Source organism: Citrobacter sp. BDA59-3, assembly GCF_015167655.1.
In the GTDB taxonomy this organism is placed as follows: Bacteria; Pseudomonadota; Gammaproteobacteria; order Enterobacterales; family Enterobacteriaceae; genus Phytobacter; species Phytobacter diazotrophicus.
On record NZ_CP063427.1, the window covers coordinates 1,523,356 to 1,548,773 of the forward strand.

The 25,418-nt window shown below is 54.7% G+C and carries 24 protein-coding genes; 22 read left to right on the forward strand and 2 right to left on the reverse strand.

From position 1 onward, the window contains the following. The first annotated feature begins 6 nt into the window (after positions 1 to 6). From phrB to nei, 6 genes are read left to right on the forward strand one after another with little or no spacing between them, the layout of a single operon-like run. Positions 7 to 1,425, forward strand: coding sequence for a deoxyribodipyrimidine photo-lyase (gene phrB / locus IP582_RS07100; protein WP_193795507.1), 1,419 nt, complete (start codon positions 7 to 9; stop codon positions 1,423 to 1,425). A gap of 11 nt (positions 1,426 to 1,436) precedes the next feature. After that, positions 1,437 to 2,186 (forward strand): type 2 GTP cyclohydrolase I, encoded by a 750-nt coding sequence (locus tag IP582_RS07105; RefSeq protein WP_079498361.1) that lies wholly within the window; start codon positions 1,437 to 1,439, stop codon positions 2,184 to 2,186. An 11-nt stretch (positions 2,187 to 2,197) separates the two neighbouring features. Next, complete coding sequence (gene pxpB / locus IP582_RS07110) at positions 2,198 to 2,854, forward strand: 5-oxoprolinase subunit PxpB (RefSeq protein WP_193795508.1); 657 nt, start codon at positions 2,198 to 2,200, stop codon at positions 2,852 to 2,854. Then, positions 2,848 to 3,780, forward strand: coding sequence for a 5-oxoprolinase subunit PxpC (pxpC, locus tag IP582_RS07115; RefSeq protein WP_193795509.1), 933 nt, complete (start codon positions 2,848 to 2,850; stop codon positions 3,778 to 3,780). Before pxpB ends, pxpC begins: the two co-directional genes overlap by 7 nt. Beyond that, positions 3,770 to 4,510 (forward strand): 5-oxoprolinase subunit PxpA, encoded by a 741-nt coding sequence (gene pxpA, locus IP582_RS07120; RefSeq protein ID WP_193795510.1) that lies wholly within the window; start codon positions 3,770 to 3,772, stop codon positions 4,508 to 4,510. Before pxpC ends, pxpA begins: the two co-directional genes overlap by 11 nt. A 12-nt stretch (positions 4,511 to 4,522) precedes the next feature. Continuing rightward, positions 4,523 to 5,314: an endonuclease VIII gene (gene nei / locus IP582_RS07125; RefSeq protein ID WP_107223648.1), complete on the forward strand. Its 792-nt coding sequence runs from the start codon at positions 4,523 to 4,525 to the stop codon at positions 5,312 to 5,314. A gap of 97 nt (positions 5,315 to 5,411) precedes the next feature. On the opposite strand, the gene IP582_RS07130 is transcribed toward nei, so the two are convergent. After that, the gene (locus tag IP582_RS07130; RefSeq protein ID WP_041852084.1) at positions 5,412 to 6,698 is read right to left on the reverse strand and encodes a citrate synthase; all 1,287 of its coding nucleotides are present in this window, start codon (positions 6,696 to 6,698) and stop codon (positions 5,412 to 5,414) included. Positions 6,699 to 7,335: 637 nt separating this feature from the next. Between IP582_RS07130 and sdhC the strand changes: the two genes are divergently transcribed. From sdhC to sucD, 8 genes are all read left to right on the forward strand, one after another. Further along, on the forward strand, positions 7,336 to 7,740 hold the full coding sequence (gene sdhC, locus IP582_RS07135; RefSeq protein WP_047371241.1) for a succinate dehydrogenase cytochrome b556 subunit: 405 nt from the start codon (positions 7,336 to 7,338) through the stop codon (positions 7,738 to 7,740). Beyond that, positions 7,734 to 8,081: a succinate dehydrogenase membrane anchor subunit gene (gene sdhD / locus IP582_RS07140; RefSeq protein WP_041852082.1), complete on the forward strand. Its 348-nt coding sequence runs from the start codon at positions 7,734 to 7,736 to the stop codon at positions 8,079 to 8,081. Before sdhC ends, sdhD begins: the two co-directional genes overlap by 7 nt. Continuing rightward, positions 8,081 to 9,847, forward strand: a complete 1,767-nt coding sequence (gene sdhA / locus IP582_RS07145; protein ID WP_041852081.1) for a succinate dehydrogenase flavoprotein subunit — start codon at positions 8,081 to 8,083, stop codon at positions 9,845 to 9,847. Before sdhD ends, sdhA begins: the two co-directional genes overlap by 1 nt. A gap of 15 nt (positions 9,848 to 9,862) precedes the next feature. Continuing rightward, on the forward strand, positions 9,863 to 10,579 hold the full coding sequence (gene sdhB, locus IP582_RS07150; RefSeq protein ID WP_041852080.1) for a succinate dehydrogenase iron-sulfur subunit SdhB: 717 nt from the start codon (positions 9,863 to 9,865) through the stop codon (positions 10,577 to 10,579). A 273-nt stretch (positions 10,580 to 10,852) separates the two neighbouring features. Then, positions 10,853 to 13,660, forward strand: a complete 2,808-nt coding sequence (gene sucA, locus IP582_RS07155) for a 2-oxoglutarate dehydrogenase E1 component (RefSeq protein WP_041852079.1) — start codon at positions 10,853 to 10,855, stop codon at positions 13,658 to 13,660. A gap of 14 nt (positions 13,661 to 13,674) precedes the next feature. After that, positions 13,675 to 14,901: a 2-oxoglutarate dehydrogenase complex dihydrolipoyllysine-residue succinyltransferase gene (gene odhB / locus IP582_RS07160; RefSeq protein WP_193795511.1), complete on the forward strand. Its 1,227-nt coding sequence runs from the start codon at positions 13,675 to 13,677 to the stop codon at positions 14,899 to 14,901. Positions 14,902 to 15,018: 117 nt separating this feature from the next. After that, a complete protein-coding gene (gene sucC, locus IP582_RS07165) occupies positions 15,019 to 16,185 on the forward strand; it encodes an ADP-forming succinate--CoA ligase subunit beta (RefSeq protein WP_193795512.1) in 1,167 nt (388 codons plus the stop codon). Further along, complete coding sequence (sucD, locus tag IP582_RS07170; protein ID WP_193795513.1) at positions 16,185 to 17,054, forward strand: succinate--CoA ligase subunit alpha; 870 nt, start codon at positions 16,185 to 16,187, stop codon at positions 17,052 to 17,054. The genes sucC and sucD overlap by 1 nt, the downstream gene beginning before the upstream one ends. Before the next feature lie 75 nt (positions 17,055 to 17,129). Here the strand turns inward: sucD and IP582_RS07175 are convergent, their stop codons facing one another. Then, positions 17,130 to 17,579 carry a helix-turn-helix domain-containing protein gene (locus tag IP582_RS07175; RefSeq protein ID WP_193795514.1) on the reverse strand — a complete coding sequence of 150 codons (450 nt, stop codon included), beginning with the start codon at positions 17,577 to 17,579 and terminating at the stop codon, positions 17,130 to 17,132. A 140-nt stretch (positions 17,580 to 17,719) separates the two neighbouring features. On the opposite strand from IP582_RS07175, the gene IP582_RS07180 reads away from it, so the two are divergent. From IP582_RS07180 to tolQ, 8 genes are all read left to right on the forward strand, one after another. Continuing rightward, positions 17,720 to 18,901, forward strand: coding sequence for an MFS transporter (locus IP582_RS07180; RefSeq protein WP_228007948.1), 1,182 nt, complete (start codon positions 17,720 to 17,722; stop codon positions 18,899 to 18,901). Between the two features lie 18 nt (positions 18,902 to 18,919). After that, positions 18,920 to 20,275, forward strand: a complete 1,356-nt coding sequence (locus tag IP582_RS07185) for a pyridoxal-dependent decarboxylase (protein WP_193795516.1) — start codon at positions 18,920 to 18,922, stop codon at positions 20,273 to 20,275. 694 nt (positions 20,276 to 20,969) lie between these two features. Then, positions 20,970 to 22,538, forward strand: coding sequence for a cytochrome ubiquinol oxidase subunit I (cydA, locus tag IP582_RS07190; protein ID WP_041852073.1), 1,569 nt, complete (start codon positions 20,970 to 20,972; stop codon positions 22,536 to 22,538). A 15-nt stretch (positions 22,539 to 22,553) separates the two neighbouring features. Then, a complete protein-coding gene (gene cydB / locus IP582_RS07195; protein ID WP_041852072.1) occupies positions 22,554 to 23,693 on the forward strand; it encodes a cytochrome d ubiquinol oxidase subunit II in 1,140 nt (379 codons plus the stop codon). Positions 23,694 to 23,707: 14 nt separating this feature from the next. After that, entirely contained in the window at positions 23,708 to 23,824 is a 117-nt protein-coding gene (cydX, locus tag IP582_RS07200; protein ID WP_064572420.1) for a cytochrome bd-I oxidase subunit CydX, read from the forward strand. Next, the gene (gene ybgE, locus IP582_RS07205; protein ID WP_041852071.1) at positions 23,824 to 24,117 is read left to right on the forward strand and encodes a cyd operon protein YbgE; all 294 of its coding nucleotides are present in this window, start codon (positions 23,824 to 23,826) and stop codon (positions 24,115 to 24,117) included. Before cydX ends, ybgE begins: the two co-directional genes overlap by 1 nt. A gap of 207 nt (positions 24,118 to 24,324) precedes the next feature. After that, positions 24,325 to 24,729, forward strand: coding sequence for a tol-pal system-associated acyl-CoA thioesterase (gene ybgC / locus IP582_RS07210; protein ID WP_041852070.1), 405 nt, complete (start codon positions 24,325 to 24,327; stop codon positions 24,727 to 24,729). Then, on the forward strand, positions 24,726 to 25,418 hold the full coding sequence (gene tolQ / locus IP582_RS07215; RefSeq protein ID WP_090081892.1) for a Tol-Pal system protein TolQ: 693 nt from the start codon (positions 24,726 to 24,728) through the stop codon (positions 25,416 to 25,418). The genes ybgC and tolQ overlap by 4 nt, the downstream gene beginning before the upstream one ends.

Genomic DNA, 25,418 nt, shown 5'->3' on the forward strand with positions numbered 1-25,418 from the left:
AGAGTTATGACCACCCATCTGGTCTGGTTTCGCGCGGATTTGCGCGTACATGATAATTATGCCCTCGCTGCCGCCTGCAATGATCGCGACGCCAGTGTCAAAGCCCTGTTTATTGCCACGCCGGGACAGTGGAAAAAACATGCGATGGCCCCACGGCAGGCTGCATTTCTCGCCACTCACCTCAACGCACTCCAGCAGGCACTGGCGGAGAGAGGCATTCCGTTAATTTACCGGGAAGTAGACGATTTTGCCGCCAGCGTTGATACCGTGACGGCGGTGTGCGCTGAAGAAAAGGTCAGCCATCTTTTCTATAACTACCAGTACGAAGTGAACGAACGCCAGCGTGACGCGGCGGTGGAAAAGGCGCTTGTCGATGTCGCCTGCCAGGGATTTGATGACAGCGTAATGCTGGCGCCAGGCAGCGTTGTGACCGGCAATCATGAAATGTACAAAGTCTTTACACCCTATAAAAACGCCTTTTTGCGGCGACTGAAAGATGAGCTACCCGCATGCGTTGGCGCACCAGATATTCGGACGGGGGGCGCATTAGACGGGCCGCTTGCGACATTGACGTTCGATTATCCGCAAGAAGAATTTGATTCAACCCTGTTTGCGGTGGATGAAAAAACGGCAATTCAACGCCTGCGCGCTTTTTGCCAGCAGCACGCCGCCGCTTACGAGCAACAGCGGGATTTTCCTGCAATTGAAGGCACCAGCCGCCTTTCTGCCTGCCTGGCGTTAGGGGTTCTTTCGCCGCGACAATGTTTGCATCGTCTGCTGGCCGAGCAGCCCGATGCCTTGAACGGCGGCGCTGGATCCGTATGGTTAAACGAGCTGATCTGGCGGGAGTTTTATCGCCATTTGATGACTTATCATCCTGATTTATGTAAGCATCGTCCTTTCATTTCGTGGACGGATAAGGTGCAATGGAAAGACCATCCGGAGCAGCTTCGCGCCTGGGAGGAGGGGAGAACGGGTTATCCGATTGTGGATGCGGCCATGCGCCAGTTGAAGAGCACTGGCTGGATGCATAACCGCTTGCGGATGATCGTTGCCAGCTTTCTGGTCAAAGATCTCTTGCTCGACTGGCGTTTGGGCGAGCGTTATTTTATGACGCAACTTGTCGATGGCGACCTGGCTGCGAATAACGGCGGCTGGCAATGGGCGGCGTCGACGGGAACCGATGCCGCACCCTATTTCCGTATTTTTAACCCTACGACTCAGGGGGAACGGTTTGATAGCGATGGCGAATTTATTCGGCGGTGGATCCCTGAACTGGCTGCTGTCCCGGGTAAGGCTATTCACGACCCCTGGACATGGGCGGATAAAAGAGGCATTTCTCTGAATTATCCGCGCCCGATAGTGGAACACAAACAGGCACGGGCTGCGACGCTTGCGGCCTATGAAGCCGCCCGTAAACCGTAAAGAGAGTGACGATGAAAAATACCGAACTGGAAAAACTGATCAACGAAAAACTCAACAGTGCGGCGTTCAGCGATTACGGTCCGAATGGCCTACAGGTTGAGGGACGCGAAACCGTCAAAAAAATCATCACCGGTGTGACGGCAAGCCAGGCATTGCTTGATGAAGCGGTACGCCAGGAAGCCGACGCGGTGATTGTGCACCATGGTTATTTCTGGAAAAACGAACCGGCGATCATTCGTGGCATGAAGCGCAATCGCCTGAAAACGCTGCTGGCGAATGATATCAACCTCTACGGCTGGCATCTGCCGCTGGATGCGCACCCGGAGCTGGGCAATAACGTCCAGTTGGCCTCGCTGCTGGGGATCACGGTGATGGGCACCGTTGACGGTGATGCGCTGCTGCCGTGGGGCGAACTGGCAATGCCGGTACCGGGGCTGGAACTGGCATCCTGGATTGAAGCGCGTCTTGGGCGCAGGCCACTGTGGAGCGGTGATACCGGGCCCGAGCTGATTAAGCGCGTCGCCTGGTGCACCGGCGGTGGTCAAGGCTTTATCGATAACGCTGCCCGTTTTGGCGTTGACGCGTTTATTACCGGAGAAGTCTCTGAGCAAACCATTCACTCGGCGCGTGAGCAGAACCTGCATTTTTACGCGGCAGGTCATCATGCCACCGAGCGCGGCGGTATTCGTGCACTGAGCGAATGGCTGACGGAGAATACCGATCTGGACGTGACATTTATTGATATTCCGAATCCGGCATAAGGAGCGGGACAGTGCAGAGAGCACGTTGTTATCTGTTAGGTGAAACGGCGGTGGTGCTGGAGCTGGAGCCTCCCGTCACATTGGCGACGCAAAAACGTATCTGGCGCTTAACGCAGCGTCTGGCGGATGTGCCCGATGTGGTTGAAGCTATTCCTGGAATGAATAACATCACCGTGGTATTGCGCGATCCGCAAACCCTGGCGCTGGATGCCATTGAGCGTTTACAGCGCTGGTGGGAAGAGAGCGAAGCGCTGGAGCCTGAATCGCGCACAATCGATATCCCGGTCATTTATGGCGGCGAAGCCGGGCCGGATCTGCCTGATGTGGCGCGCCATACCGGGCTGACGCAGAAACAGGTCGTTGAGTTGCACTCTTCCATTGATTATGTGGTGTGGTTTTTAGGATTCCAGCCGGGCTTCCCGTATCTGGGCGGTCTGCCGGAAAACCTCGCCACGCCGCGTCGCGCCGAACCTCGCGTGCGTGTGCCTGCCGGTTCTGTTGCCATTGGCGGGGCGCAAACGGGGATCTATCCGCTCGAAACGCCGGGGGGCTGGAACCTGATTGGCCGCACCGAACTGCCGCTGTTTAATCCGTCGCTTTCAGAACCTGTATTGCTTCGCCCCGGTGACACGCTGCGGTTTATCCCGCGTAAGGAGGGCATATGCTGAAAATTCTTCGTGCGGGTATCTACACCACAATCCAGGCAGGTAAACGCGTGGGGCTGCGGCAATCCGGCGTCAGCTATTGTGGCGCGCTGGATGGCCCGGCGCTGCACATCGCCAACGCGCTGGTCGGTAACGACGGCGATGCCCCAGGCCTTGAGATAACGCTCGGTCAGTGTGAAGTGCAGTTTAACGAAGCGACGTGGTTTGCGCTGACGGGCGCGGGGTGTGAAGCCAAACTTGACGGCAAAGCTGTCTGGACGGGCTGGCGCTACCCGGTCCTGGCTGGGCAAAAGCTGGTACTGAAACGGCCGCAGCACGGCATGCGCAGTTATCTGGCCGTGGCCGGTGGACTGAACGTGCCGGAAGTCCTGGGCTCCTGCAGTACGGATTTAAAAACCGGGCTAGGTGGGCTGGAAGGCCGCTTGCTGCGTGATGGCGACGAAATCCCGTTGCGGGCTGTTACGCAGAACTTTAAGGGGCCACAAGGGGTGAAGCAGTTGCTTTGGGGTAACCGCATTCGCGCACTGCCAGGGCCGGAGTATCGGGAGTTTGATCAGCACTCGCAGGAGGCCTTCTGGCGCGTGCCATGGCATCTCGATCCGCAAAGTAACCGTATGGGATACCGTTTGCAGGGCCATAAGTTAATACGTGCCACCGATCGCGAGCTGGTGTCGCACGGGCTTTTACCTGGCGTGGTACAGGTGCCGCCGAATGGGCAACCCATCGTGTTAATGAATGATGCTCAGACAACGGGCGGTTACCCGCGGATCGCCTGCATTATCGAGGCCGACATGTACCATCTGGCGCAGATCCCTCTTGGGCATCCTATCCATTTTATCCCTTGTACGCTGGAAGAGGCGCTGGCGGCGCGCCAGGATCAGCAACGTTACCTGGAACAACTGTCGTGGCGGCTGCGTAATGAAAATTGATTTAAACGCCGATCTGGGGGAAGGGGGCGGCAATGATGCCGCGCTCCTGAAACTGGTCTCCTCAGCGAATATCGCCTGTGGCTTTCATGCGGGCGATGCGCAAACCATGCGCGAATGTGTGCAGGAGGCGTTGAAAAATGGCGTGGCGGTGGGGGCACACCCGAGCTTTCCTGACCGGGAGAATTTTGGCCGCACGGCGATGCAGTTACCCCCACAGACCGTCTACGCGCAGACGCTTTACCAGTGCGGCGCGCTGGCGGCGATTGTGCGTGCCGAAGGGGGACGCATGGTTCATGTCAAACCGCACGGCATGCTGTATAACCAGGCCGCCGTCGATCCCATGCTGGCGGAAGCTATCGCCCGCGCGGTGCGCGACTGTGACCCGGCGTTGATTCTGGTCGGTCTTGCGGGTAGTGAGCTTATTCGCGCCGCAAAACACCTTCAACTTACCACGCGCGAGGAAGTGTTTGCCGATCGCGGTTATCAGGACGATGGCACGCTGGTGCCACGTTCACAGCCGGGGGCACTGATTACCGATGACGAGACCGCGCTGACGCAAACGCTGGGGATGGTCTTATCCGGCAAGGTAAAAAGCATCAACGGGCGTGATGTTGAGCTGCGTGCGCAAACCGTCTGCCTGCATGGCGACGGTGAACATGCGCTGGCATTTGCCCATCGCCTGCGTGAAGCTTTCGAGCAGTATGATGTTGTTGTGAGTGCAGAAAATTAAAAGGATGTTGTGATGCCAGAAGGTCCTGAAATTCGCCGTGCTGCAGATAGTCTTGAAGCGGCCATCAAAGGTAAACCGCTCACGGATGTCTGGTTTGCCTTTCCCCATCTTCACTCTTTCGCGCCGACGCTGGTTGGTGAGTGCGTTGAACGCATTGAAACCCGGGGTAAAGCGTTGCTGACCCACTTTTCCAATGGCATGACGATGTACAGCCACAACCAGTTGTATGGCGTCTGGCGGGTGGTTGAAGCGGGAGAGGTGACAGAAACCAACCGTGTGCTGCGTGTACGGCTGGCGGCGAAAGACAAAGCCATTTTGCTCTATAGCGCCTCTGATATTGAGATACTGACCGCCGACGAGCTGGCCGTTCACCCTTTCTTACAGCGCGTAGGACCGGATGTGCTGGATATGTCACTGACCGTCGAACAGGTCAAATCGCGGTTATTATCTCCCCGGTTTTGTCGTCGCCAGTTTTCCGGTTTGCTGCTTGATCAGGCGTTTCTCGCCGGACTGGGGAACTACTTGCGCGTGGAAATCCTGTGGCATGCCGCCCTTGCGCCGCAGCATAAAGCGATTGATCTTAATGAGGCCCAGCTCGACACGCTGGCCCAGGCGCTGCTCGACATTCCGCGCCTTTCCTACCAGACGCGCGGCAGGGTGGATGAAAACCACCATCACGGGGCGCTATTTCGCTTTAACGTTTTTCACCGGGCCGGGCAGGTCTGCGAGCGCTGCGGGGGGATAATCGAAAAATCGACGCTCTCTTCGCGTCCGTTTTATGGGTGTCCGGGGTGTCAGAAGTAATTCTGCTTAGCCGGGCCACTGGTTTTGGCGTGAATTCTTGCCGCCAGACGGCAGCCAATAAAAAACCCGCCGCAGCGGGTTTTTTACTAACAGCAGCTTAGTGCTTTTCGAGATCGGTTTTGAAATCGCGTTTTTCATAACCGGTGTACAACTGACGCGGACGGGCAATTTTAATGCCGTCGTCGTGCATTTCGTTCCAGTGCGCAATCCAGCCCACGGTACGCGCCATCGCGAAGATAACGGTAAACATGGAAGACGGAATGCCCATCGCTTTAAGGATGATACCGGAGTAGAAGTCCACGTTCGGGTACAGCTTACGCTCGATGAAGTACGGGTCGTTGAGCGCGATATGCTCAAGTTCCATTGCCACTTCCAGCAGATCGTCTTTGGTACCCAGCTCACGCAATACTTCGTGGCAGGTTTCACGCATAACGGTCGCGCGCGGGTCATAGTTCTTGTAGACACGGTGACCGAAGCCCATCAGACGGAACGAATCGTTCTTGTCTTTGGCGCGACGCAGGAATTCCGGAATGTGTTTAACGGTGCTGATCTCTTCGAGCATTTTCAGTGCGGCTTCGTTCGCGCCGCCGTGCGCCGGTCCCCACAGGGAGGCAATACCCGCAGCGATACAGGCAAACGGGTTGGCGCCAGAGGAGCCTGCGGTACGGACGGTGGAAGTCGAGGCGTTCTGCTCATGGTCAGCGTGCAGGATCAGAATACGGTCCATTGCGCGTTCCAGCACCGGGTTCACTTCGTAGCTTTCGCACGGAGTGGCGAACATCATATGCAGGAAGTTACCGGCGTAGGAGAGGTCGTTACGCGGATAAACGAAAGGTTGACCGATAGAATATTTGTAACACATCGCTGCCACGGTCGGCATTTTAGACAGCAGGCGGAAGGCTGCAATCTCACGGTGACGCGGATTGTTCACATCCAGAGAGTCATGGTAGAACGCCGCCAGCGCGCCGGTGACGCCGCACAGAACCGCCATCGGATGAGAGTCACGACGGAAGCCATGGAACAGACGGGTAATCTGCTCGTGAATCATTGTGTGGCGAGTGACGGTGAGTTTGAACTCATCGTATTGCTCCTGCGTCGGTTTTTCGCCGTACAGCAGGATATAGCAGACTTCGAGATAGTTGGAATCGGTGGCCAGTTGGTCAATCGGGAAACCACGATGCAACAGGATACCTTCGTCGCCATCAATGAAGGTGATTTTGGATTCGCATGATGCGGTAGAGGTGAAACCTGGGTCAAAAGTGAATACACCTTTTGAACCGAGACTACGGATATCAATAACATCCTGACCGAGCGTGCCCTTTAGCACATCCAGTTCAATAGCAGCGTCACCATTATAGGTGATGTTTGCTTTTTTATCAGCCATTTACGGTCTCCTTAGCGCCTTATTGCTTAAGACTACCTGTTACCGGATTTGCATTCAAACTGCCTTTTAACGCTACCAGATTATTATTTGGCTCGCTGCTCTGATGAGAGGAAAAACCAGGGTACAGAGCGATGGGCGCTAGCAGGTACACATTGAAAGTACAGTCAAAACAGCAACAAATCAGGTTCTTAGCAGTCGGATTTTGTCAAACCTGCTATCACTAATAACTGTCCTGATTAATTCGGTCAACTTCATCACACTGTTGCATAACTTATTTGCAGGTGAAAGATAGACCCCATAACTTTTGCGAATTATATCTCTCTTCTGATGAAGTTTGTAACAAGAATGTTTAACTTTTGTCAAATCAGATGATTAAATTTTAAAATAATGTTGTTATCGTGACCCTGATCACTGTTCAGCATAAAACCCGACAAACTATATGTAGGATAATTGTAATGATTTTGTGAACGACCTATACTGCCGCCAGGTCTCCGGAATACCCTGCAATCCCGAGCCACCCAGCGTTGTAACCTGTCGTTTCGCATCTGGAAGCTGAAATTTTGCATTACGCGCAGTTATAGAAAAGGACGCTGTCTGACCCGCAAGCAGACCGGAGGAAGGAAACTATAAGAACAGCATGTGGGCGTTATTCATGATAAAAAATGTGAAAAAACAAAGACCTGTTAATCTGGATCTCGCAACGATCCGGTTTCCTGTTACGGCAATAGCGTCCATTCTTCACCGCGTTTCCGGCGTCATCACCTTTGTGGCGGTCGGTATCCTGCTGTGGTTACTGGGCCTGTCGCTGTCATCCGAAGAAGGCTTCCAGTCTGCCTCCGCTATTATGAGTGGTTTTTTTGTTAAATTCATTTTGTGGGGCATTCTGACTGCACTGGCTTACCATGCGGTTGGCGGTATTCGCCACATGCTGATGGATTTTGGCTGGCTGGAAGAAACTTTTGAGGCAGGAAAACGTTCCGCCAACGTGTCATTTGCAATTACTGTCGTGCTTTCACTTCTCGCAGGAGTCCTCGTATGGTAAGCAACGCCTCCGCATTAGGACGCAACGGCGTACATGACTTCATTCTGGTCCGTGCTACCGCAATCGTCCTGACGCTCTATATCATCTATATGGTCGGTTTTTTCGCTATCACTGGCGATATTACCTGGCAAGTCTGGACAGGCTTCTTCTCATCCGCCTTCACGAAAGTCTTCACCCTGCTGGCACTGTTCTCCATTTTGATTCATGCCTGGATTGGCATGTGGCAGGTGTTGACCGACTACGTTAAACCGCTGGCTGTGCGTCTGATTCTGCAACTGGCTATTGTCGTTGCACTCGCGGCTTACGTTATTTATGGATTCGTTGTGGTGTGGGGTGTGTGATGAAACTGCCAGTCAGAGAATTTGATGCTGTCGTTATTGGCGCAGGCGGCGCAGGTATGCGCGCGGCGTTACAAATTTCCCAAAGCGGCCAGACCTGTGCGCTGCTTTCTAAAGTTTTTCCAACCCGTTCTCACACTGTATCCGCTCAGGGCGGCATTACGGTAGCGCTGGGCAATACCCACGAAGATAACTGGGAATGGCACATGTACGATACGGTAAAAGGTTCCGATTACATCGGCGACCAGGATGCCATTGAATATATGTGTAAAACCGGTCCGGAAGCCATTCTGGAACTGGAACATATGGGCCTGCCATTTTCGCGTCTCGATGACGGTCGCATCTACCAGCGTCCGTTCGGCGGCCAGTCGAAAAATTTCGGTGGCGAGCAGGCTGCACGTACCGCAGCGGCGGCTGACCGTACCGGTCACGCGTTATTGCATACGCTTTATCAGCAAAACCTTAAAAACCACACTACTATTTTTTCCGAGTGGTACGCGCTGGATCTGGTGAAAAACCAGGATGGTGCAGTCGTCGGTTGTACCGCGCTGTGCATTGAAACCGGTGAAGTGGTTTACTTCAAAGCCCGTGCGACCGTACTGGCAACGGGCGGCGCAGGTCGTATTTACCAGTCCACCACCAACGCGCACATCAATACCGGCGACGGCGTTGGTATGGCGCTGCGTGCCGGTGTGCCGGTGCAGGATATGGAAATGTGGCAGTTCCACCCGACCGGTATCGCCGGGGCGGGGGTGCTGGTCACCGAAGGTTGCCGCGGTGAAGGCGGCTATCTCTTAAACAAACATGGTGAGCGTTTCATGGAGCGCTATGCGCCGAACGCAAAAGACCTGGCGGGTCGTGATGTGGTGGCACGTTCCATCATGATTGAAATCCGTGAAGGTCGTGGCTGTGACGGTCCGTGGGGGCCACACGCCAAACTGAAACTCGACCACCTCGGTAAAGAGGTGCTGGAGTCGCGTTTGCCTGGCATTCTGGAGCTGTCCCGTACTTTTGCGCACGTCGATCCTGTAAAAGAGCCGATCCCGGTGATCCCGACCTGCCACTATATGATGGGCGGGATCCCGACCAAAGTGACCGGTCAGGCGCTGACGGTGAACGCGCAGGGCGAAGATGTGGTGATCCCAGGCCTGTTCGCAGTGGGCGAAATTGCCTGCGTATCGGTGCACGGTGCCAACCGTCTGGGAGGCAACTCCCTGCTTGACCTTGTGGTCTTTGGTCGTGCGGCAGGTCTGCATCTGCAAGAGTCTATCGCTGAGCAGGGCGTACTGCGCGATGCGAGTGAATCTGACATTGAAGGTTCGCTGGAGCGTCTCAACCGTTGGAACAACAACCGTTCAGGTGAAGATCCGGTGACCATTCGTAAAGCGTTGCAGGAATGTATGCAGCATAACTTCTCGGTCTTCCGTGAAGGCGACGCGATGGCGAAAGGTCTTGAGCAACTGAAAGTCATTCGCGAACGCCTGAAAAATGCCCGTCTGGATGACACCTCGAGTGAATTTAACACCCAGCGTGTTGAATGTCTGGAGCTGGATAACCTGATGGAAACCGCGTACGCAACGGCGGTATCTGCCAACTTCCGTACCGAGAGCCGTGGCGCGCATAGCCGCTTCGACTTCCCGGAACGTGATGATGAAAACTGGCTGTGCCATTCCCTGTATCTGCCAGAGACGGAATCCATGACGCGCCGTAGCGTCAACATGGAACCGAAACTGCGTCCGGCTTTCCCGCCGAAGATTCGTACTTACTAATGCGGAGACAGGAATATGAAATTCGAGTTTTCAATTTATCGCTATAACCCGGATGTTGACGACGCTCCGCGCATGCAGGATTACACCCTGGAAGGGGAAGAAGGGCGTGACATGATGCTGCTCGATGCGTTGATGCAGCTAAAAGAAAAAGACCCGAGTCTCTCTTTCCGTCGCTCCTGTCGCGAAGGGGTATGCGGTTCAGACGGCCTCAACATGAACGGGAAAAACGGTCTGGCGTGTATTACGCCGCTGTCGGCGCTGGGCAACGGTAAGCAGAAGATTGTGATTCGCCCACTGCCGGGGCTGCCGGTAATCCGTGATTTGGTTGTGGACATGGGGCAATTCTATGCCCAATATGAGAAGATTAAGCCTTACTTATTGAATAATGGGCAAAATCCACCTGCGCGTGAGCATCTGCAGATGCCCGAACAGCGTGAAAAACTCGATGGGCTGTACGAATGTATCCTTTGTGCATGCTGCTCCACGTCCTGTCCGTCGTTCTGGTGGAATCCGGATAAGTTTATCGGTCCAGCCGGTCTGCTGGCCGCGTATCGCTTCCTGATTGACAGTCGTGATACCGAGACCGATAACCGCCTGGAAGGGCTGAGTGATGCTTTCAGCGTATTCCGCTGCCATAGCATTATGAACTGCGTCAGTGTCTGTCCGAAGGGACTGAACCCGACGCGCGCCATCGGCCATATCAAGTCGATGTTGTTGCAACGTAGCGCATAAGTCAGAGGGGCGCTTTTCCCCTCACCCTAACCCTCTCCCCCAAGGGGAGAGGGAATAGATTGCAGGAGACCTTTAAAAACTGCCGCACGTTCTTCCCCCTCTCCCTCCGGGAGAGGGCAGGGGTGAGGGAAAATATTCAGACAGTTTTTAAAGGTTCCTTCGCGGGCCAACAAAGAGAAGAGCTCGCAAGTGAACCCCGGGACGTGTGCGCCCTGCCGCGCGCGTTGTAGTTATCCACGGCGAAGTAAGCATAACAATGCTTAAGGGATCACGATGCAGAACAGCGCTTTGAAAGCCTGGCTGGACTCTTCTTACCTCTCTGGTTCGAACCAGAGCTGGATAGAACAGCTCTATGAAGACTTCTTAACCGATCCTGACTCGGTAGATGCGACATGGCGTTCCATGTTTGAAGAGTTACCGGGCACCGGAGTGAAACCGGATCAATTCCATTCCAAAACACGTGATTATTTTCGTCGTCTGGCGAAGGATGCCTCACGTTACTCTTCCTCCATTTCTGACCCTGACACCAATGCGAAGCAGGTAAAAGTCCTGCAGCTCATTAACGCCTATCGTTTCCGCGGTCACCAGCAGGCCAATCTCGATCCGCTGGGACTGTGGCAACAAGAGCGCGTTGCAGACCTCGACCCGTCATTCCATGACCTGACCGAGGCAGACTTCCAGGAGACGTTCAACGTAGGTTCTTTTGCCATCGGCAAAGACACGATGCAGCTTGGCGATTTGATCGCAGCCCTGAAACAAACCTACTGCGGCTCCATCGGTGCTGAATATATGCACATTACCAGCACCGAAGAAAAACGCTGGATCCAACAGCGTATCGAATCCGTTGCTGGCAAAGCCTCCTTTACCGCTGATGAGAAAAAACGCTTCCTCAGCGAACTGACGGCGGCAGAAGGGATGGAGCGTTATCTGGGCGCGAAATTCCCCGGCGCGAAACGCTTTTCGCTGGAAGGCGGCGATGCGCTGGTGCCGATGCTCAAAGAGATGATTCGCCATGCCGGTAAAAGCGGCACGCGCGAAGTGGTGCTGGGTATGGCGCACCGCGGTCGTCTGAACGTGCTCATTAACGTGCTGGGTAAAAAACCGCAGGATCTGTTTGACGAATTTGCGGGTAAACATAAAGAGCACCTCGGTACGGGTGACGTGAAATACCATATGGGTTTCTCATCCGATATTGAAACCGAGGGTGGGCTTGTGCACCTGGCGCTGGCGTTTAACCCGTCGCACCTTGAAATCGTCAGCCCGGTAGTAATGGGGTCCGTGCGTGCACGTCTTGACCGCCTGGATGAGCCGAGCAGCAACAAAGTTCTGCCAATCACGATTCACGGTGATGCGGCCGTTACAGGTCAGGGCGTGGTTCAGGAAACCCTGAACATGTCCAAAGCGCGCGGTTATGAAGTGGGCGGTACCGTGCGTATCGTCATCAACAACCAGGTGGGCTTCACCACCTCTAACCCGCTTGATGCGCGCTCCACGCCATATTGTACCGATATCGGTAAAATGGTGCAGGCACCGATTTTCCACGTTAACGCGGATGACCCGGAAGCCGTCGCTTTCGTTACCCGTGTGGCGCTGGACTTCCGCAATACCTTCAAACGCGATGTGTTCATCGACCTGGTCTGCTATCGCCGTCATGGCCATAACGAAGCCGACGAGCCGAGCGCAACTCAGCCGCTGATGTACCAGAAAATCAAAAAGCATCCGACCCCGCGCAAAATTTATGCTGACAAGCTGGAGCATGACGGTGTTGCGACGCTGGAAGACGCGACCGAACTGGTGAACCTCTACCGTGACGCACTGGATGCCGGTGAGTGTGTCGTGAAAGAGTGGCGTCCGATGAATATGCACTCTTTTACCTGGTCGCCGTACCTCAACCACGAATGGGATGAGAGCTACCCGAACAAGGTCGAAATGAAGCGCCTGCAGGAACTGGCCAAACGCATCAGTACGGTGCCGGAATCCATCGAAATGCAGGCCCGCGTTGCAAAAATTTACAACGACCGTCAGGCGATGGCGTCGGGCGAGAAACTGTTCGACTGGGGCGGCGCGGAAAACCTGGCCTATGCGACACTGGTTGACGAAGGTATCTCCGTCCGTCTGTCCGGTGAAGATTCTGGTCGCGGCACGTTCTTCCATCGTCACGCGGTCATCCATAACCAGGCCAACGGTTCAACCTATACGCCGCTGCATCACGTCCACAATAGCCAGGGGCCGTTCAAAGTCTGGGACTCCGTTCTCTCTGAGGAAGCGGTTCTGGCGTTTGAGTACGGTTACGCCACCGCAGAGCCGCGTACCCTGACCATTTGGGAAGCGCAGTTCGGTGACTTTGCCAACGGCGCTCAGGTGGTTATCGACCAGTTCATCAGTTCCGGCGAGCAGAAATGGGGCCGTATGTGTGGTCTGGTGATGCTGCTGCCGCACGGTTACGAAGGCCAGGGGCCGGAGCACTCCTCCGCGCGTCTGGAGCGTTATCTGCAGTTGTGCGCTGAACAAAACATGCAGGTCTGTGTACCGTCAACCCCGGCACAGGTTTACCACATGCTGCGTCGTCAGGCGCTGCGCGGTATGCGCCGTCCGCTGGTTGTCATGTCGCCGAAATCGCTGCTGCGCCACCCGCTGGCGGTCTCCAGTCTCGATGAACTGGCGAATGGCACCTTTATGCCCGCGATCGGTGAGATAGACGCCCTTGATCCGAAAGGGGTTAAGCGCGTCGTTCTGTGTTCTGGTAAGGTTTATTATGACCTGCTTGAACAGCGTCGTAAGAATGATCAGAAAGACGTCGCCATTGTCAGGATTGAGCAGTTGTATCCGTTCCCGCACCAGTCGGTGCAGGAAGCGCTGAAACCGTATGCGCATGTACAGGATTTTGTCTGGTGCCAGGAAGAGCCGCTCAACCAGGGCGCATGGTACTGCAGCCAGCATCATCTGCGAGAAGTGATTCCGTTTGGGGCAGCCCTGCAATATGCAGGTCGCCCGGCCTCCGCTTCGCCAGCGGTAGGATATCTGTCCGTTCACCAGAAACAGCAACAAGCTCTGGTCAATGACGCGCTGAACGTCGATTAATTAAAGGATAAATAATGAGTAGCGTAGATATTCTTGTACCCGACCTGCCTGAGTCCGTTGCTGACGCGACCGTTGCGACCTGGCACAAAAAACCGGGCGATACCGTCCAACGCGATGAAGTGTTGGTAGAAATCGAAACTGACAAAGTGGTACTGGAAGTACCGGCATCGACAGACGGCATTCTGGACGCAGTGCTGGAAGATGAAGGCACTACCGTAACGTCACGCCAGATTCTGGGCCGCCTGCGCGAAGGTAACAGCGCAGGCAAAGAGAGCAGCGCAAAATCTGACGCCAAAGAGTCTACCCCGGCTCAGCGCCAGCAGGCGTCTCTCGAAGAGCAAAACAACGACGCGCTCAGCCCGGCTATCCGTCGCCTGCTGGCCGAGCATAATCTTGAAGCCAGCGCCATTAAAGGCACCGGCGTCGGTGGCCGTCTGACTCGCGAAGATATTGAAAAACATCTGGCGAAAGCACCGGCGAAAAAAGAAGAAAGTAAACCTGCCGCGCCGGCTGCAGCACCTGCTGCACCGCAACTGGCGGGCCGCTCTGAAAAACGCGTGCCGATGACCCGTCTGCGTAAACGTGTGGCAGAGCGTCTGCTGGAAGCGAAGAACTCCACCGCCATGCTCACGACTTTTAACGAAGTGAACATGAAGCCGATTATGGATCTGCGTAAGCAGTACGGCGATGCCTTTGAAAAACGTCATGGCATCCGCCTTGGCTTTATGTCCTTCTACGTAAAAGCGGTGGTGGAAGCGCTGAAGCGCTACCCGGAAGTGAACGCCTCTATCGACGGTGACGATGTGGTGTACCACAACTATTTCGATGTCAGCATGGCGGTCTCTACGCCGCGTGGCCTGGTGACCCCGGTTCTGCGCGATGTGGATACCCTGGGCATGGCCGACATTGAAAAACGCATTAAAGATCTGGCGGTGAAAGGGCGCGACGGCAAGCTGACTGTTGAAGACCTGACCGGTGGTAACTTCACCATTACCAATGGCGGTGTGTTTGGTTCGCTGATGTCTACGCCAATCATCAACCCACCGCAGAGCGCAATTCTGGGTATGCATGCCATTAAAGACCGCCCAATGGCAGTGGATGGCAAAGTTGAAATTCTGCCCATGATGTATCTGGCGCTCTCTTATGATCACCGCCTGATTGACGGTCGCGAATCCGTTGGCTTCCTGGTGGCGATTAAAGAGCTGCTGGAAGATCCGACACGTCTGCTGCTGGACGTGTAGTGTCCTTTGCCCGGCGGCGTAATGCTGCCGGGTTACAAAAACGAACACCTGCATTGTAAGCCGGATACGCGCAGCGCCGTCCGGCGTAACAAGTCTAATGAAGGATGGATAGAACACATGAACTTACATGAATATCAGGCAAAACAGCTTTTTGCCCGTTACGGTTTGCCTGCTCCTGTAGGCTATGCGTGCACGACGCCGCGTGAAGCGGAAGAGGCTGCGTCCAAAATCGGCGCGGGTCCGTGGGTAGTGAAGTGCCAGGTACACGCAGGTGGCCGTGGTAAAGCGGGCGGTGTAAAAGTTGTTAACAGCAAAGAAGATATTCGCGCGTTCGCGGAAAACTGGCTTGGCAAACGTCTGGTGACCTATCAAACAGACGCCAATGGCCAGCCGGTCAACCAGATTCTGGTTGAAGCAGCCACTGACATCGGCAAAGAGCTTTATCTGGGCGCTGTTGTTGATCGTAGCTCCCGTCGCGTTGTGTTCATGGCGTCTACCGAAGGCGGCGTAGAAATCGAAAAAGTGGCGGAAGAAACTCCGCACCTTATCCACAAAGTCGCCCTTGACCCGCTGGCCGGCCCAATGCCGTACCAGGGGCGCGAGCTGGCGTTCAAACTGGGCCTGGAAGGTAAGCAGGTTCAGCAGTTCACTAAGATTTTCATGGGCCTGGCGACCATTTTCCTGGAGCGCGACCTCGCGCTGATCGAAATTAACCCGCTGGTGATCACCAAGCAGGGCGACCTGATCTGCCTGGACGGCAAACTGGGCGCTGACGGCAACGCACTGTTCCGCCAGCCGGATCTGCGCGAAATGCGCGACCAGTCTCAGGAAGATCCGCGTGAAGCGCAGGCGGCGCAGTGGGAACTGAACTACGTCGCGCTGGACGGCAACATTGGTTGCATGGTTAACGGCGCGGGCCTGGCGATGGGTACCATGGACATCGTTAAACTGCACGGCGGCGAACCGGCTAACTTCCTCGACGTGGGCGGCGGCGCCACCAAAGAGCGCGTCACCGAAGCGTTCAAAATCATCCTCTCTGACGAAAACGTGAAAGCCGTTCTGGTTAATATCTTCGGCGGTATCGTTCGCTGTGACCTGATTGCCGACGGTATCATCGGCGCGGTAGAAGAAGTGGGTGTTAACGTACCGGTTGTCGTTCGTCTGGAAGGTAACAACGCGGAGCTGGGTGCGAAGCGTCTGGCTGACAGCGGCCTGAATATTATTGCAGCGAAAAGTCTGACGGATGCAGCGCAGCAGGTCGTTGCCGCAGTGGAGGGGAAATAATGTCCGTTTTAATTGATAAAAACACCAAAGTTATCTGCCAGGGTTTCACCGGAAGCCAGGGTACTTTCCACTCCGAACAAGCGATTGCTTACGGTACGCAAATGGTTGGCGGCGTGACGCCAGGCAAAGGCGGCACCACGCACCTGGGCCTGCCGGTGTTCAACACCGTGCGCGAAGCCGTTGAAGCGACCGGCGCTACCGCGACCGTGATCTACGTTCCGGCGCCGTTCTGCAAAGATTCCATTCTGGAAGCGATTGACGCGGGCATTAAGCTTATCATCACCATCACCGAAGGTATCCCGACCCTGGATATGCTGACTGTGAAAGTGAAACTGGACGAAGCGGGCGTGCGCATGATCGGCCCGAACTGCCCAGGCGTGATCACCCCGGGCGAATGCAAAATCGGCATCATGCCGGGTCACATTCACAAACCGGGTAAAGTGGGCATCGTTTCCCGTTCCGGTACCCTGACCTATGAAGCGGTTAAGCAGACCACCGACTACGGCTTCGGCCAGTCTACCTGTGTCGGTATCGGCGGCGACCCGATCCCGGGCTCTAACTTCATCGATATCCTGAAGCTGTTCCAGGAAGACCCGCAGACCGAAGCGATCGTCATGATCGGTGAGATCGGCGGCAGCGCGGAAGAAGAAGCGGCTGCCTACATCAAAGAGCACGTGACCAAGCCGGTTGTCGGCTACATCGCGGGCGTGACCGCGCCGAAAGGCAAGCGTATGGGCCATGCGGGCGCCATCATCGCTGGCGGTAAAGGTACTGCTGATGAGAAATTCGCCGCTCTGGAAGCCGCTGGCGTGAAAACAGTCCGCAGCCTGGCCGATATCGGCGAAGCGCTGAAAGCGATTATCAAATAAGACTCAATGCCCCTCGTTGAAAGGGGCTGTAATATGTTCGACATGGTTGGCCGCTCCGAAAAGAGCGGCCTTTTTTTATGCGCCGATTTTACGCACGCGGGTGTTTTCACCGGTCAATGTTTGGCCGTCAGGCGCGACCGGGGCCATCGCAGGGATGGCCTCACCGGTGCGTGTATCCACCAGTAACGAATGCGGTTCGCCCGGGGCAAACAGATTGCCTTCGCCCCACTGGCGTAATGCGACGATAACCGGAAAGAGCGATTGCCCTCTTGGCGTCAGCACATACTCCTGATACGCCGTGCCGTCAGACGCAGGCTGGGTGGCGAAAATCCCCGCCTCGACCAGCTTACGCAGACGGTCGGTGAGAATATTGCGCGCCATCCCCAGGCCACGCTGAAAATCGCCAAAACGCCGCACGCCGTCGAACGCGTCGCGCACGATAAGCAGCGCCCAGCGATCGCCAATGATATCGACTGACCGGGCGACCGGGCAGGGCTGGTAAGCGGGGGAGCGTTCAGATGTCATAGCCTGGCCTCGTGAAAAACTTTCAAGTTGCATTTTAAAACTGGTTTATTTACGCTTCAACTAGTTTTCTTTTGCAACCAGGCTGAGCTATGAAAGAAAAGATATGCAGTATGCCTGCTGCACCCCTATGCAGTGAAACCATGAAACCGACAGCGATGCCGCGTAGCCTGGTGTTGCTGTTTGCCATCGCCAGTGGGCTGAGTGTGGCAAATGTTTATTACGCGCAACCGCTGCTCGACATGCTGGCAGGGGACTTCGCCATCAGTCAGGCTGCGGTGGGCGGTGTGGTTACCGCAACGCAGGTGGGCTGTGCGCTGGCATTACTGCTGCTGGTGCCGTTGGGGGATATTGTGGAGCGACGGCGCCTGATGTTGTTGCAACTGCTGGCGCTGATTGCTGCGCTTGGTATCGTTGTGATGGCGCAATCTGCCTGGGTTTTGCTGGTGGGCATGCTGGCGACGGGGTTGCTCGGTACGGCGATGACGCAGGGGCTTATCGCCTGTGCGGCCAGTGCTGCCGATGTTCAGGAGCGTGGGCGGGTGGTCGGCGCGGCCCAGAGCGGTGTTTTTATCGGTTTGCTGCTGGCGCGTGTCTTTGCCGGCGTGGTGAGCGATCTGGCGGGATGGCGCGCAGTATATGGCGCTTCTGCGTTAATGATGCTGGTACTGCTGCCGCTGCTCTGGCGACAACTGCCGCGCTTTGGTGTGCATCCCGAATCCGTCAGTGCGAGACAACTTCTGTTCTCGATGCTGACATTACTCTGTACCGATCGCGTATTGCAAATTCGCGGCGTGCTGGCGTTGTTAATGTTTGCCGCCTTTACGATTTTCTGGAGTGCGATGGTGCTCCCGCTAAGTGCGCCTCCCTATGGTTTTTCACATACAGTGATTGGGCTGTTTGCGCTTGCCGGTGTGGCGGGAGCCCTTGCCGCGACCCGAGCCGGGCGCGATGCCGATCGCGGTCATGGGCAGCGCACCAGTTTTTATGCGCTGGTGCTGCTATTGCTGGCATGGTGGCCCTTGTCACAGCTTGAGCATTCCCTGGCACTGTTATTGGCAGGGATTGTGCTGCTGGATTTGGGTGGGCAGGCGCTGCATGTTACCAATCAGAGCATGATTTTGCGCACGTCAGCGGCACACGGGCGGCTGATTGCCCTCTATATGCTGTTCTACGCCACAGGAAGTGGGGTAGGGGCTATCGCGACCACTGCGGTATTTGCTCACTATGGCTGGCAGGGGGTCTGTTTATTAGGGGCGACGGTAAGTCTACTGGCGCTGATGATATGGGCGTTAACGCGGCATCTGATGCCAGATGAGAATTAAGACAACAGGGGTAATGAGATGAACGAACGGGAACTACTGGCTGAGGCTGATGCGCGCGGCTTACGTTATCTGGAGGGGAACAGCACGCGACGCGTTTTTCCTGATGCTGATGCTATCGCCGCGCTAAGCGCGTTTGATGAACCGCTACCGCAGGCAGGGGAATCGGCTGAGCAGACGCTGGCTCTGCTGGATGATATCGGTTCACCTGCGACTACAGCATCGAACGGGCCGGGTTATTTTGGTTTCGTGGTGGGGGCGACATTGCCTTCCGCCTCAGCGGCTGAGCGGTTAATGGTCGCCTGGGATCAGTGCGCGTCGTCGTTTCTGAACTCACCGGTTGCCGACACGGTGGAACGTGTTGCGGGCCGCTGGGTGCTGGAAGCGCTGGACTTGCCGCGTGAAAGCGCCGTTGGTTTTGGCACCAGCGCAACGGCATGTACCTTAGCCGCTCTGGCGGCAGCGCGCCGTGAGTTGCTGGCACGTGAAGGCTGGGATATCGACAACGACGGGTTGTCCGGCGCGCCGGAAATCAAAGTGGTGGTCTCCGAACTGGTTCACATCACGGTGAAAAAGGCGCTGCGTATTCTGGGATTCGGTATGTCGCGATTGATTATTGCGCCAGTAGACGCTTTCGGGCGGGTTGACGTGCAGCAACTGCCGCCGCTTGATGCCCGCACTATACTTTGCCTGCAGGCAGGGGAGGTGAATACAGGTGAGTTTGATCCTTTCGCGCAGATTATCCCACGGGCCCACGCGGCAGGGGCATGGGTCCATGTTGACGGCGCCTTTGGCCTCTGGGCTCGCGCGTCATCACAGGCGGCGCTGACACAGGGCATTGAACTGGCTGACAGTTGGACCACCGATGCCCATAAGTGGCTCAACACGCCTTATGATTGCGCGATGGTCATTTGTCGCGATCCTCAGGTTCTGGCCGGGGCGATGAACAGCGATGCGGTCTACATGAGCGCCAGTGCCGATGCGCAGAAGAATCTGACGCTGGAGTTTTCTCGTCGCCCACGAGGAATCCCGGTCTGGGCGGCGCTGCGCGTGCTGGGTCGTGAGGGGGTACGCGAGATGGTCGACAGACACTGTATGCTGGCGCGTGTCATCAGCGAGGGGGTGAAACAGCTTGGGTTTGAGGTGCTAAACCGTGTGGTGATTAATCAGGTGCTGTTTCGTTGTGGAAGTGACGCGCAAACGGAGGCCGTACTGGTTGCGGCACAAGCCTCGGGTAAAACCTGGTTTGGCACTACCCGCTGGCAGGGAAGACCAGCGCTACGTATCAGTGTTTCATCCTGGCGCACACAGCGGCAGGATGTGGATGCGCTTCTGGAATTGTTGAGACAAATTAACGCGGAAAGCCAACAATCATAACCTTGAGGAATGTTAATAAGCCGTTCCTGTTAGATTTTTACTTAAGGCTGCGTAACACTGCGCGGCCTTTTTTATTGAATAGTAACCTTGTGGTGTTAAATATTTTTTCCTGAAAGTGAAATTATTGTGAAATAAATGAGGGGAATAAAATCGCCTCTTTTTACCTGAGCGATCGGACCTTTTTGCAAGCCGCAATGCACACCCAGGATTAAACGTTAAATAAGCGGGTAATTATTTCTCTTTCGCGACCGTTTGATAACGGTTATTTGCGTTAAGATATACATATTGTTAACACCTTTTTTACTAAAAGGATGTCGTGTCTACAAAATTAACAGAAACTGATGAAATTGATTTAAATCAATATTTAAAAGCTTGGAAAAGGCATCAAAAATAGTTAAATTGTCGCCGATCAAATTGGCTTAAAACTGCTAAATTCAGTATAAATTGATCACTGTCGAAAAACGTAAAACAAACACAATAAAAACCTTTTTATTGTAAGGGGTTTGCGGAGTAATATATTCGAGAGATCAATTTGGGTTTTTTATTAACGTAGTTGTAACTTTTTTGAATCAGCATCAACGTTATTGCTGATGATGATTTAAAAGTGCAACAACTTTTGTATTGGGGCATGCGCGTAAACCTTCGCTGACGAGGTTTACTCTCGGAGTCTTCATGCGATGAGCAAGGAGTCATGATGTTAGATATAGTCGAACTGTCACGTTTGCAGTTTGCCTTGACCGCGATGTACCACTTCCTTTTTGTGCCACTGACGCTCGGTATGGCGTTCTTACTGGCCATTATGGAAACGGTCTACGTCCTCTCCGGCAAACAGATTTATAAAGATATGACCAAGTTCTGGGGCAAGTTGTTTGGTATCAACTTTGCACTGGGCGTGGCCACTGGTTTGACCATGGAGTTCCAGTTCGGGACTAACTGGTCCTACTATTCTCACTACGTTGGGGACATCTTCGGTGCGCCACTGGCCATTGAAGGTTTGATGGCCTTCTTCCTCGAGTCCACTTTTGTAGGTCTGTTTTTCTTCGGTTGGGATCGTCTGGGCAAAGTACAGCATATGGCAGTGACCTGGCTGGTCGCGCTGGGCTCCAACTTGTCCGCGTTGTGGATCCTTGTGGCAAACGGCTGGATGCAAAACCCGGTTGCTGCAGATTTCAACTTCGAAACCATGCGTATGGAAATGGTCAGCTTCGCCGAACTGGTACTCAACCCGGTTGCTCAGGTGAAATTTGTCCATACCGTGGCCTCTGGCTATACCTGTGGTGCTATCTTCATCCTCGGTATCAGCTCTTACTATCTGCTGCGCGGTCGTGACATCGCGTTCGCGAAACGCTCCTTTGCTATCGCGGCGAGCTTCGGTATGGCTGCTGTACTGTCCGTTATCGTACTGGGTGATGAATCTGGTTACGAAATGGGTGACGTGCAGAAAACCAAACTGGCGGCCATCGAAGCAGAGTGGGAAACCCAACCTGCACCGGCTGCGTTTACCCTGTTTGGTATTCCGGACCAGGATGCGCAGAAAAACCATATGTCCATCCAGATCCCTTACGCGCTGGGCATCATCGCTACCCGTTCTGTCGACACGCCGGTTATCGGCCTGAAAGACCTGATGGTGCAGCATGAAGAGCGTATCCGTAACGGTATGAAAGCGTATCACCTGCTTGAGCAACTGCGTTCCGGTTCGAAAGACCCGTCCGTACGCGATGAGTTCAACAACGTGAAGAAAGACCTGGGTTACGGCTTGCTGCTCAAACGCTATACGCCGAATGTGGCGGATGCGACCGAAGCGCAGATTAAACAGGCAACGCAGGACTCCATTCCACGTGTGGCGCCGCTGTACTTCGCCTTCCGTATTATGGTGGCGTGTGGCGTGCTGATGCTGTTCATCATCGCCGTGTCGTTCTGGACCGTTTGCCGTAACCGCATCGGCGAGAAAAAATGGCTGCTGCGTGCTGCGCTGTATGGCATCCCGCTGCCGTGGATTGCTATCGAATCCGGCTGGTTTGTGGCGGAGTACGGTCGTCAACCGTGGGCTATCGGTGAAATGCTGCCGACCGCTGTGGCGAACTCGACCCTGACCGCAGGCGACCTGCTGTTCTCGATGATCCTGATTTGCGGTCTGTATACCCTGTTCCTGGTGGCTGAAATGTTCTTGATGTTCAAGTTCGCACGCCTGGGCCCAAGCAGCCTGAAAACTGGCCGCTATCATTACGAGCAGTCCACTGTGGCTTCTCAGCCGGCACGCTAAGACAGGAGTCGTCAAATGATCGATTATGAAGTATTACGTTTTATCTGGTGGCTGCTGGTTGGCATTCTGCTGATCGGTTTCGCCGTCACCGACGGCTTCGACATGGGGGTGGGCATGCTCACCCGTTTCCTGGGTCGTAGCGATACCGAACGCCGTGTGATGATCAACTCCATCGCACCACACTGGGACGGTAACCAGGTATGGCTGATCACCGCGGGTGGTGCATTGTTCGCTGCCTGGCCAATGGTCTATGCCGCCGCGTTCTCCGGTTTCTATGTGGCGATGATCCTTGTGCTGGCCTCTCTGTTCTTCCGTCCGGTAGGTTTTGACTATCGCTCTAAGATCGAAGAGAGCCGCTGGCGCAACATGTGGGACTGGGGCATTTTCATCGGTAGCTTTGTGCCGCCGCTGGTCATTGGTGTTGCCTTTGGCAACCTGCTGCAGGGCGTACCGTTCAGCGTCGATGAATATCTGCGTCTGACCTACACCGGGAACTTCTTCCAGTTGCTCAATCCGTTTGGTCTGCTGGCCGGTGTGGTAAGCGTGGCGATGATCATCACCCAGGGCGCAACCTATCTGCAAATGCGTACGGTGGGTGAACTGCATCTGCGTGCACGTACTACTTCGCAGGTTGCTGCACTGGTTACTACGATCTGCTTCGTGCTGGCAGGGGTGTGGGTGGTCTACGGTATTGATGGTTATGTTGTGACTTCCGCCATGGATCACCATGCTGCTTCCAACCCGCTGAATAAAGAAGTGGCGCGTCAGGCCGGTGCCTGGTTGGCAAACTTCAATAACATCCCATCATTGTGGGCGATTCCTGCACTTGGTGTGGTGTTGCCGCTGCTGACGGTGCTGACTTCGCGTGCGGAAAAAGGCGCACTTGCGTTCGTGTTCTCTTCACTGACGCTGGCCTGCATTATCCTGACTGCGGGTATCGCGATGTTCCCGTTCATCATGCCGTCAAGCATTATGATGAACGCTAGTCTGACCATGTGGGATGCTACCTCCAGTCAGATGACCCTGAACCTGATGACCTTTGTGGCGCTGGTCTTCGTACCGATCATCCTGATTTACACCGCCTGGTGTTACTGGAAAATGTTCGGTCGTATTACGAAAGAAGACATCGAAAGCAACACCCACTCTCTGTACTAAGTAAGGAGCTGATAATGTGGTATTTCGCATGGATTTTAGGAACGCTTCTTGCCTGTGCTTTTGGAGTGATTACGGCGCTGGCATTTGAACACGTGGAAGCGCTGAAAGCCGGTAAGCAAGAAGAGCATTGATGAACGAGATTATCGCGAAACTTTATGCGGTAATGGATAAGCGCCCGTTAAGGGCGCTTTCCTTAATTATGGCATTAGTGCTGGCAGGCTGTATCTTTTGGGATCCCTCGCGCTTCGCGGCAAAGACCAGCGACCTGGAAATCTGGCATGGCTTTCTGCTGATGTGGGCCGTCTGCGCTGGTGTGATTCATGGGGTAGGATTCCGTCCCCGCGCGATACACTGGCAAGGCATTTTTTGCCCGCTGATCGCAGACCTCGTAATGCTGGCAGGTTTGATTTTCTTCTTCTTTTGAATAAGAAATCTCCGCTTATGATATGGGCTTGCAAAAGCCCATATATTTTTACTCTCCGTTTACTTCTACCCATTCCAAACCATCTTCCCCGCGCGTATAGTAGCGAAGTTTAAAAGCTCTAACTTGAGGTTGAGTCCTGCCATTGTTCATCAGCGCCATTCGCGAACCATGACAGGACACAATTTAATTGCATTACCGGGATGTAAAGTGAATACAACGCTGTTTCGATGGCCGGTTCGTGTCTATTACGAAGATACCGACGCCGGTGGTGTGGTTTACCACGCCAGCTACGTGGCTTTTTATGAACGAGCACGCACTGAGATGCTGCGCCACCATCACTTTAGCCAGCAAGTCTTGCTGGCCGAGCGTGTCGCATTCGTGGTACGCAAGCTCACGCTGGAGTATTTTGCGCCCGCCAGACTCGACGATATGCTCGAAGTCCAAACGGAAATTACATCAATGCGCGGGACCTCTCTGGTCTTCACGCAGCGGATCGTCAACGCAGAGAACACAGTTCTGAACGAAGCTGAGGTACTGATTGTCTGTGTTGATCCACTCTTAATGAAGCCTCGTGCGCTTCCCAAGTCTATTGTCGCGGAGTTTAAGCAGTGACTGACATGAACATCCTTGATTTGTTCCTGAAGGCTAGCCTTCTGGTCAAACTTATCATGTTGATTTTGATTGGTTTTTCAATCGCATCCTGGGCCATCATTATCCAGCGAACGCGCATTCTCAACGCAGCCGGTCGTGAAGCGGAAGCCTTTGAAGACAAGTTCTGGTCGGGCATTGAACTGTCGCGTCTGTACCAGGAAAGCCAGGGGCGTCGTGATAACCTGACGGGTTCGGAACAAATCTTCTACAGCGGGTTCAAAGAGTTTGCGCGTTTACACCGTGCCAACAGCCATGCGCCGGAAGCGATTGTCGAAGGGGCATCCAGGGCGATGCGCATTTCGATGAACCGCGAGCTGGAAAACCTGGAAACGCATATTCCTTTCCTCGGTACCGTCGGCTCCATCAGCCCGTATATTGGTCTGTTTGGTACGGTGTGGGGGATCATGCACGCCTTTATCGCACTGGGTGCGGTGAAGCAGGCAACCTTACAGATGGTTGCGCCAGGTATCGCCGAAGCGTTGATCGCCACCGCAATCGGCCTGTTCGCAGCGATTCCGGCGGTAATGGCCTACAACCGCCTGAACCAGCGCGTGAACAAACTGGAGCTGAACTACGACAACTTTATGGAAGAGTTCACGGCTATTCTGCATCGTCAGGCGTTTACCAGCACCGAGAGCAACAAGGGGTAA

Excerpts from the sequence above, each read along its gene's own strand:
- sdhD (WP_041852082.1), top strand. The coding sequence starts at position 7,734 with ATGGTAAGCAACGCCTCCGCATTAGGACGCAACGGCGTACATGACTTC.
- sucA (WP_041852079.1), top strand. The coding sequence starts at position 10,853 with ATGCAGAACAGCGCTTTGAAAGCCTGGCTGGACTCTTCTTACCTCTCT.
- nei (WP_107223648.1), top strand. The coding sequence starts at position 4,523 with ATGCCAGAAGGTCCTGAAATTCGCCGTGCTGCAGATAGTCTTGAAGCG.
- sdhB (WP_041852080.1), top strand. The coding sequence starts at position 9,863 with ATGAAATTCGAGTTTTCAATTTATCGCTATAACCCGGATGTTGACGAC.
- sucD (WP_193795513.1), top strand. The coding sequence starts at position 16,185 with ATGTCCGTTTTAATTGATAAAAACACCAAAGTTATCTGCCAGGGTTTC.
- sdhC (WP_047371241.1), top strand. The coding sequence starts at position 7,336 with ATGTGGGCGTTATTCATGATAAAAAATGTGAAAAAACAAAGACCTGTT.
- odhB (WP_193795511.1), top strand. The coding sequence starts at position 13,675 with ATGAGTAGCGTAGATATTCTTGTACCCGACCTGCCTGAGTCCGTTGCT.
- cydB (WP_041852072.1), top strand. The coding sequence starts at position 22,554 with ATGATCGATTATGAAGTATTACGTTTTATCTGGTGGCTGCTGGTTGGC.
- IP582_RS07180 (WP_228007948.1), top strand. The coding sequence starts at position 17,720 with ATGAAACCGACAGCGATGCCGCGTAGCCTGGTGTTGCTGTTTGCCATC.
- IP582_RS07175 (WP_193795514.1), bottom strand. The coding sequence starts at position 17,579 with ATGACATCTGAACGCTCCCCCGCTTACCAGCCCTGCCCGGTCGCCCGG.
- cydA (WP_041852073.1), top strand. The coding sequence starts at position 20,970 with ATGTTAGATATAGTCGAACTGTCACGTTTGCAGTTTGCCTTGACCGCG.
- IP582_RS07105 (WP_079498361.1), top strand. The coding sequence starts at position 1,437 with ATGAAAAATACCGAACTGGAAAAACTGATCAACGAAAAACTCAACAGT.
- IP582_RS07185 (WP_193795516.1), top strand. The coding sequence starts at position 18,920 with ATGAACGAACGGGAACTACTGGCTGAGGCTGATGCGCGCGGCTTACGT.
- pxpA (WP_193795510.1), top strand. The coding sequence starts at position 3,770 with ATGAAAATTGATTTAAACGCCGATCTGGGGGAAGGGGGCGGCAATGAT.
- IP582_RS07130 (WP_041852084.1), bottom strand. The coding sequence starts at position 6,698 with ATGGCTGATAAAAAAGCAAACATCACCTATAATGGTGACGCTGCTATT.
- phrB (WP_193795507.1), top strand. The coding sequence starts at position 7 with ATGACCACCCATCTGGTCTGGTTTCGCGCGGATTTGCGCGTACATGAT.
- cydX (WP_064572420.1), top strand. The coding sequence starts at position 23,708 with ATGTGGTATTTCGCATGGATTTTAGGAACGCTTCTTGCCTGTGCTTTT.
- sdhA (WP_041852081.1), top strand. The coding sequence starts at position 8,081 with ATGAAACTGCCAGTCAGAGAATTTGATGCTGTCGTTATTGGCGCAGGC.
- sucC (WP_193795512.1), top strand. The coding sequence starts at position 15,019 with ATGAACTTACATGAATATCAGGCAAAACAGCTTTTTGCCCGTTACGGT.
- pxpC (WP_193795509.1), top strand. The coding sequence starts at position 2,848 with ATGCTGAAAATTCTTCGTGCGGGTATCTACACCACAATCCAGGCAGGT.
- ybgE (WP_041852071.1), top strand. The coding sequence starts at position 23,824 with ATGAACGAGATTATCGCGAAACTTTATGCGGTAATGGATAAGCGCCCG.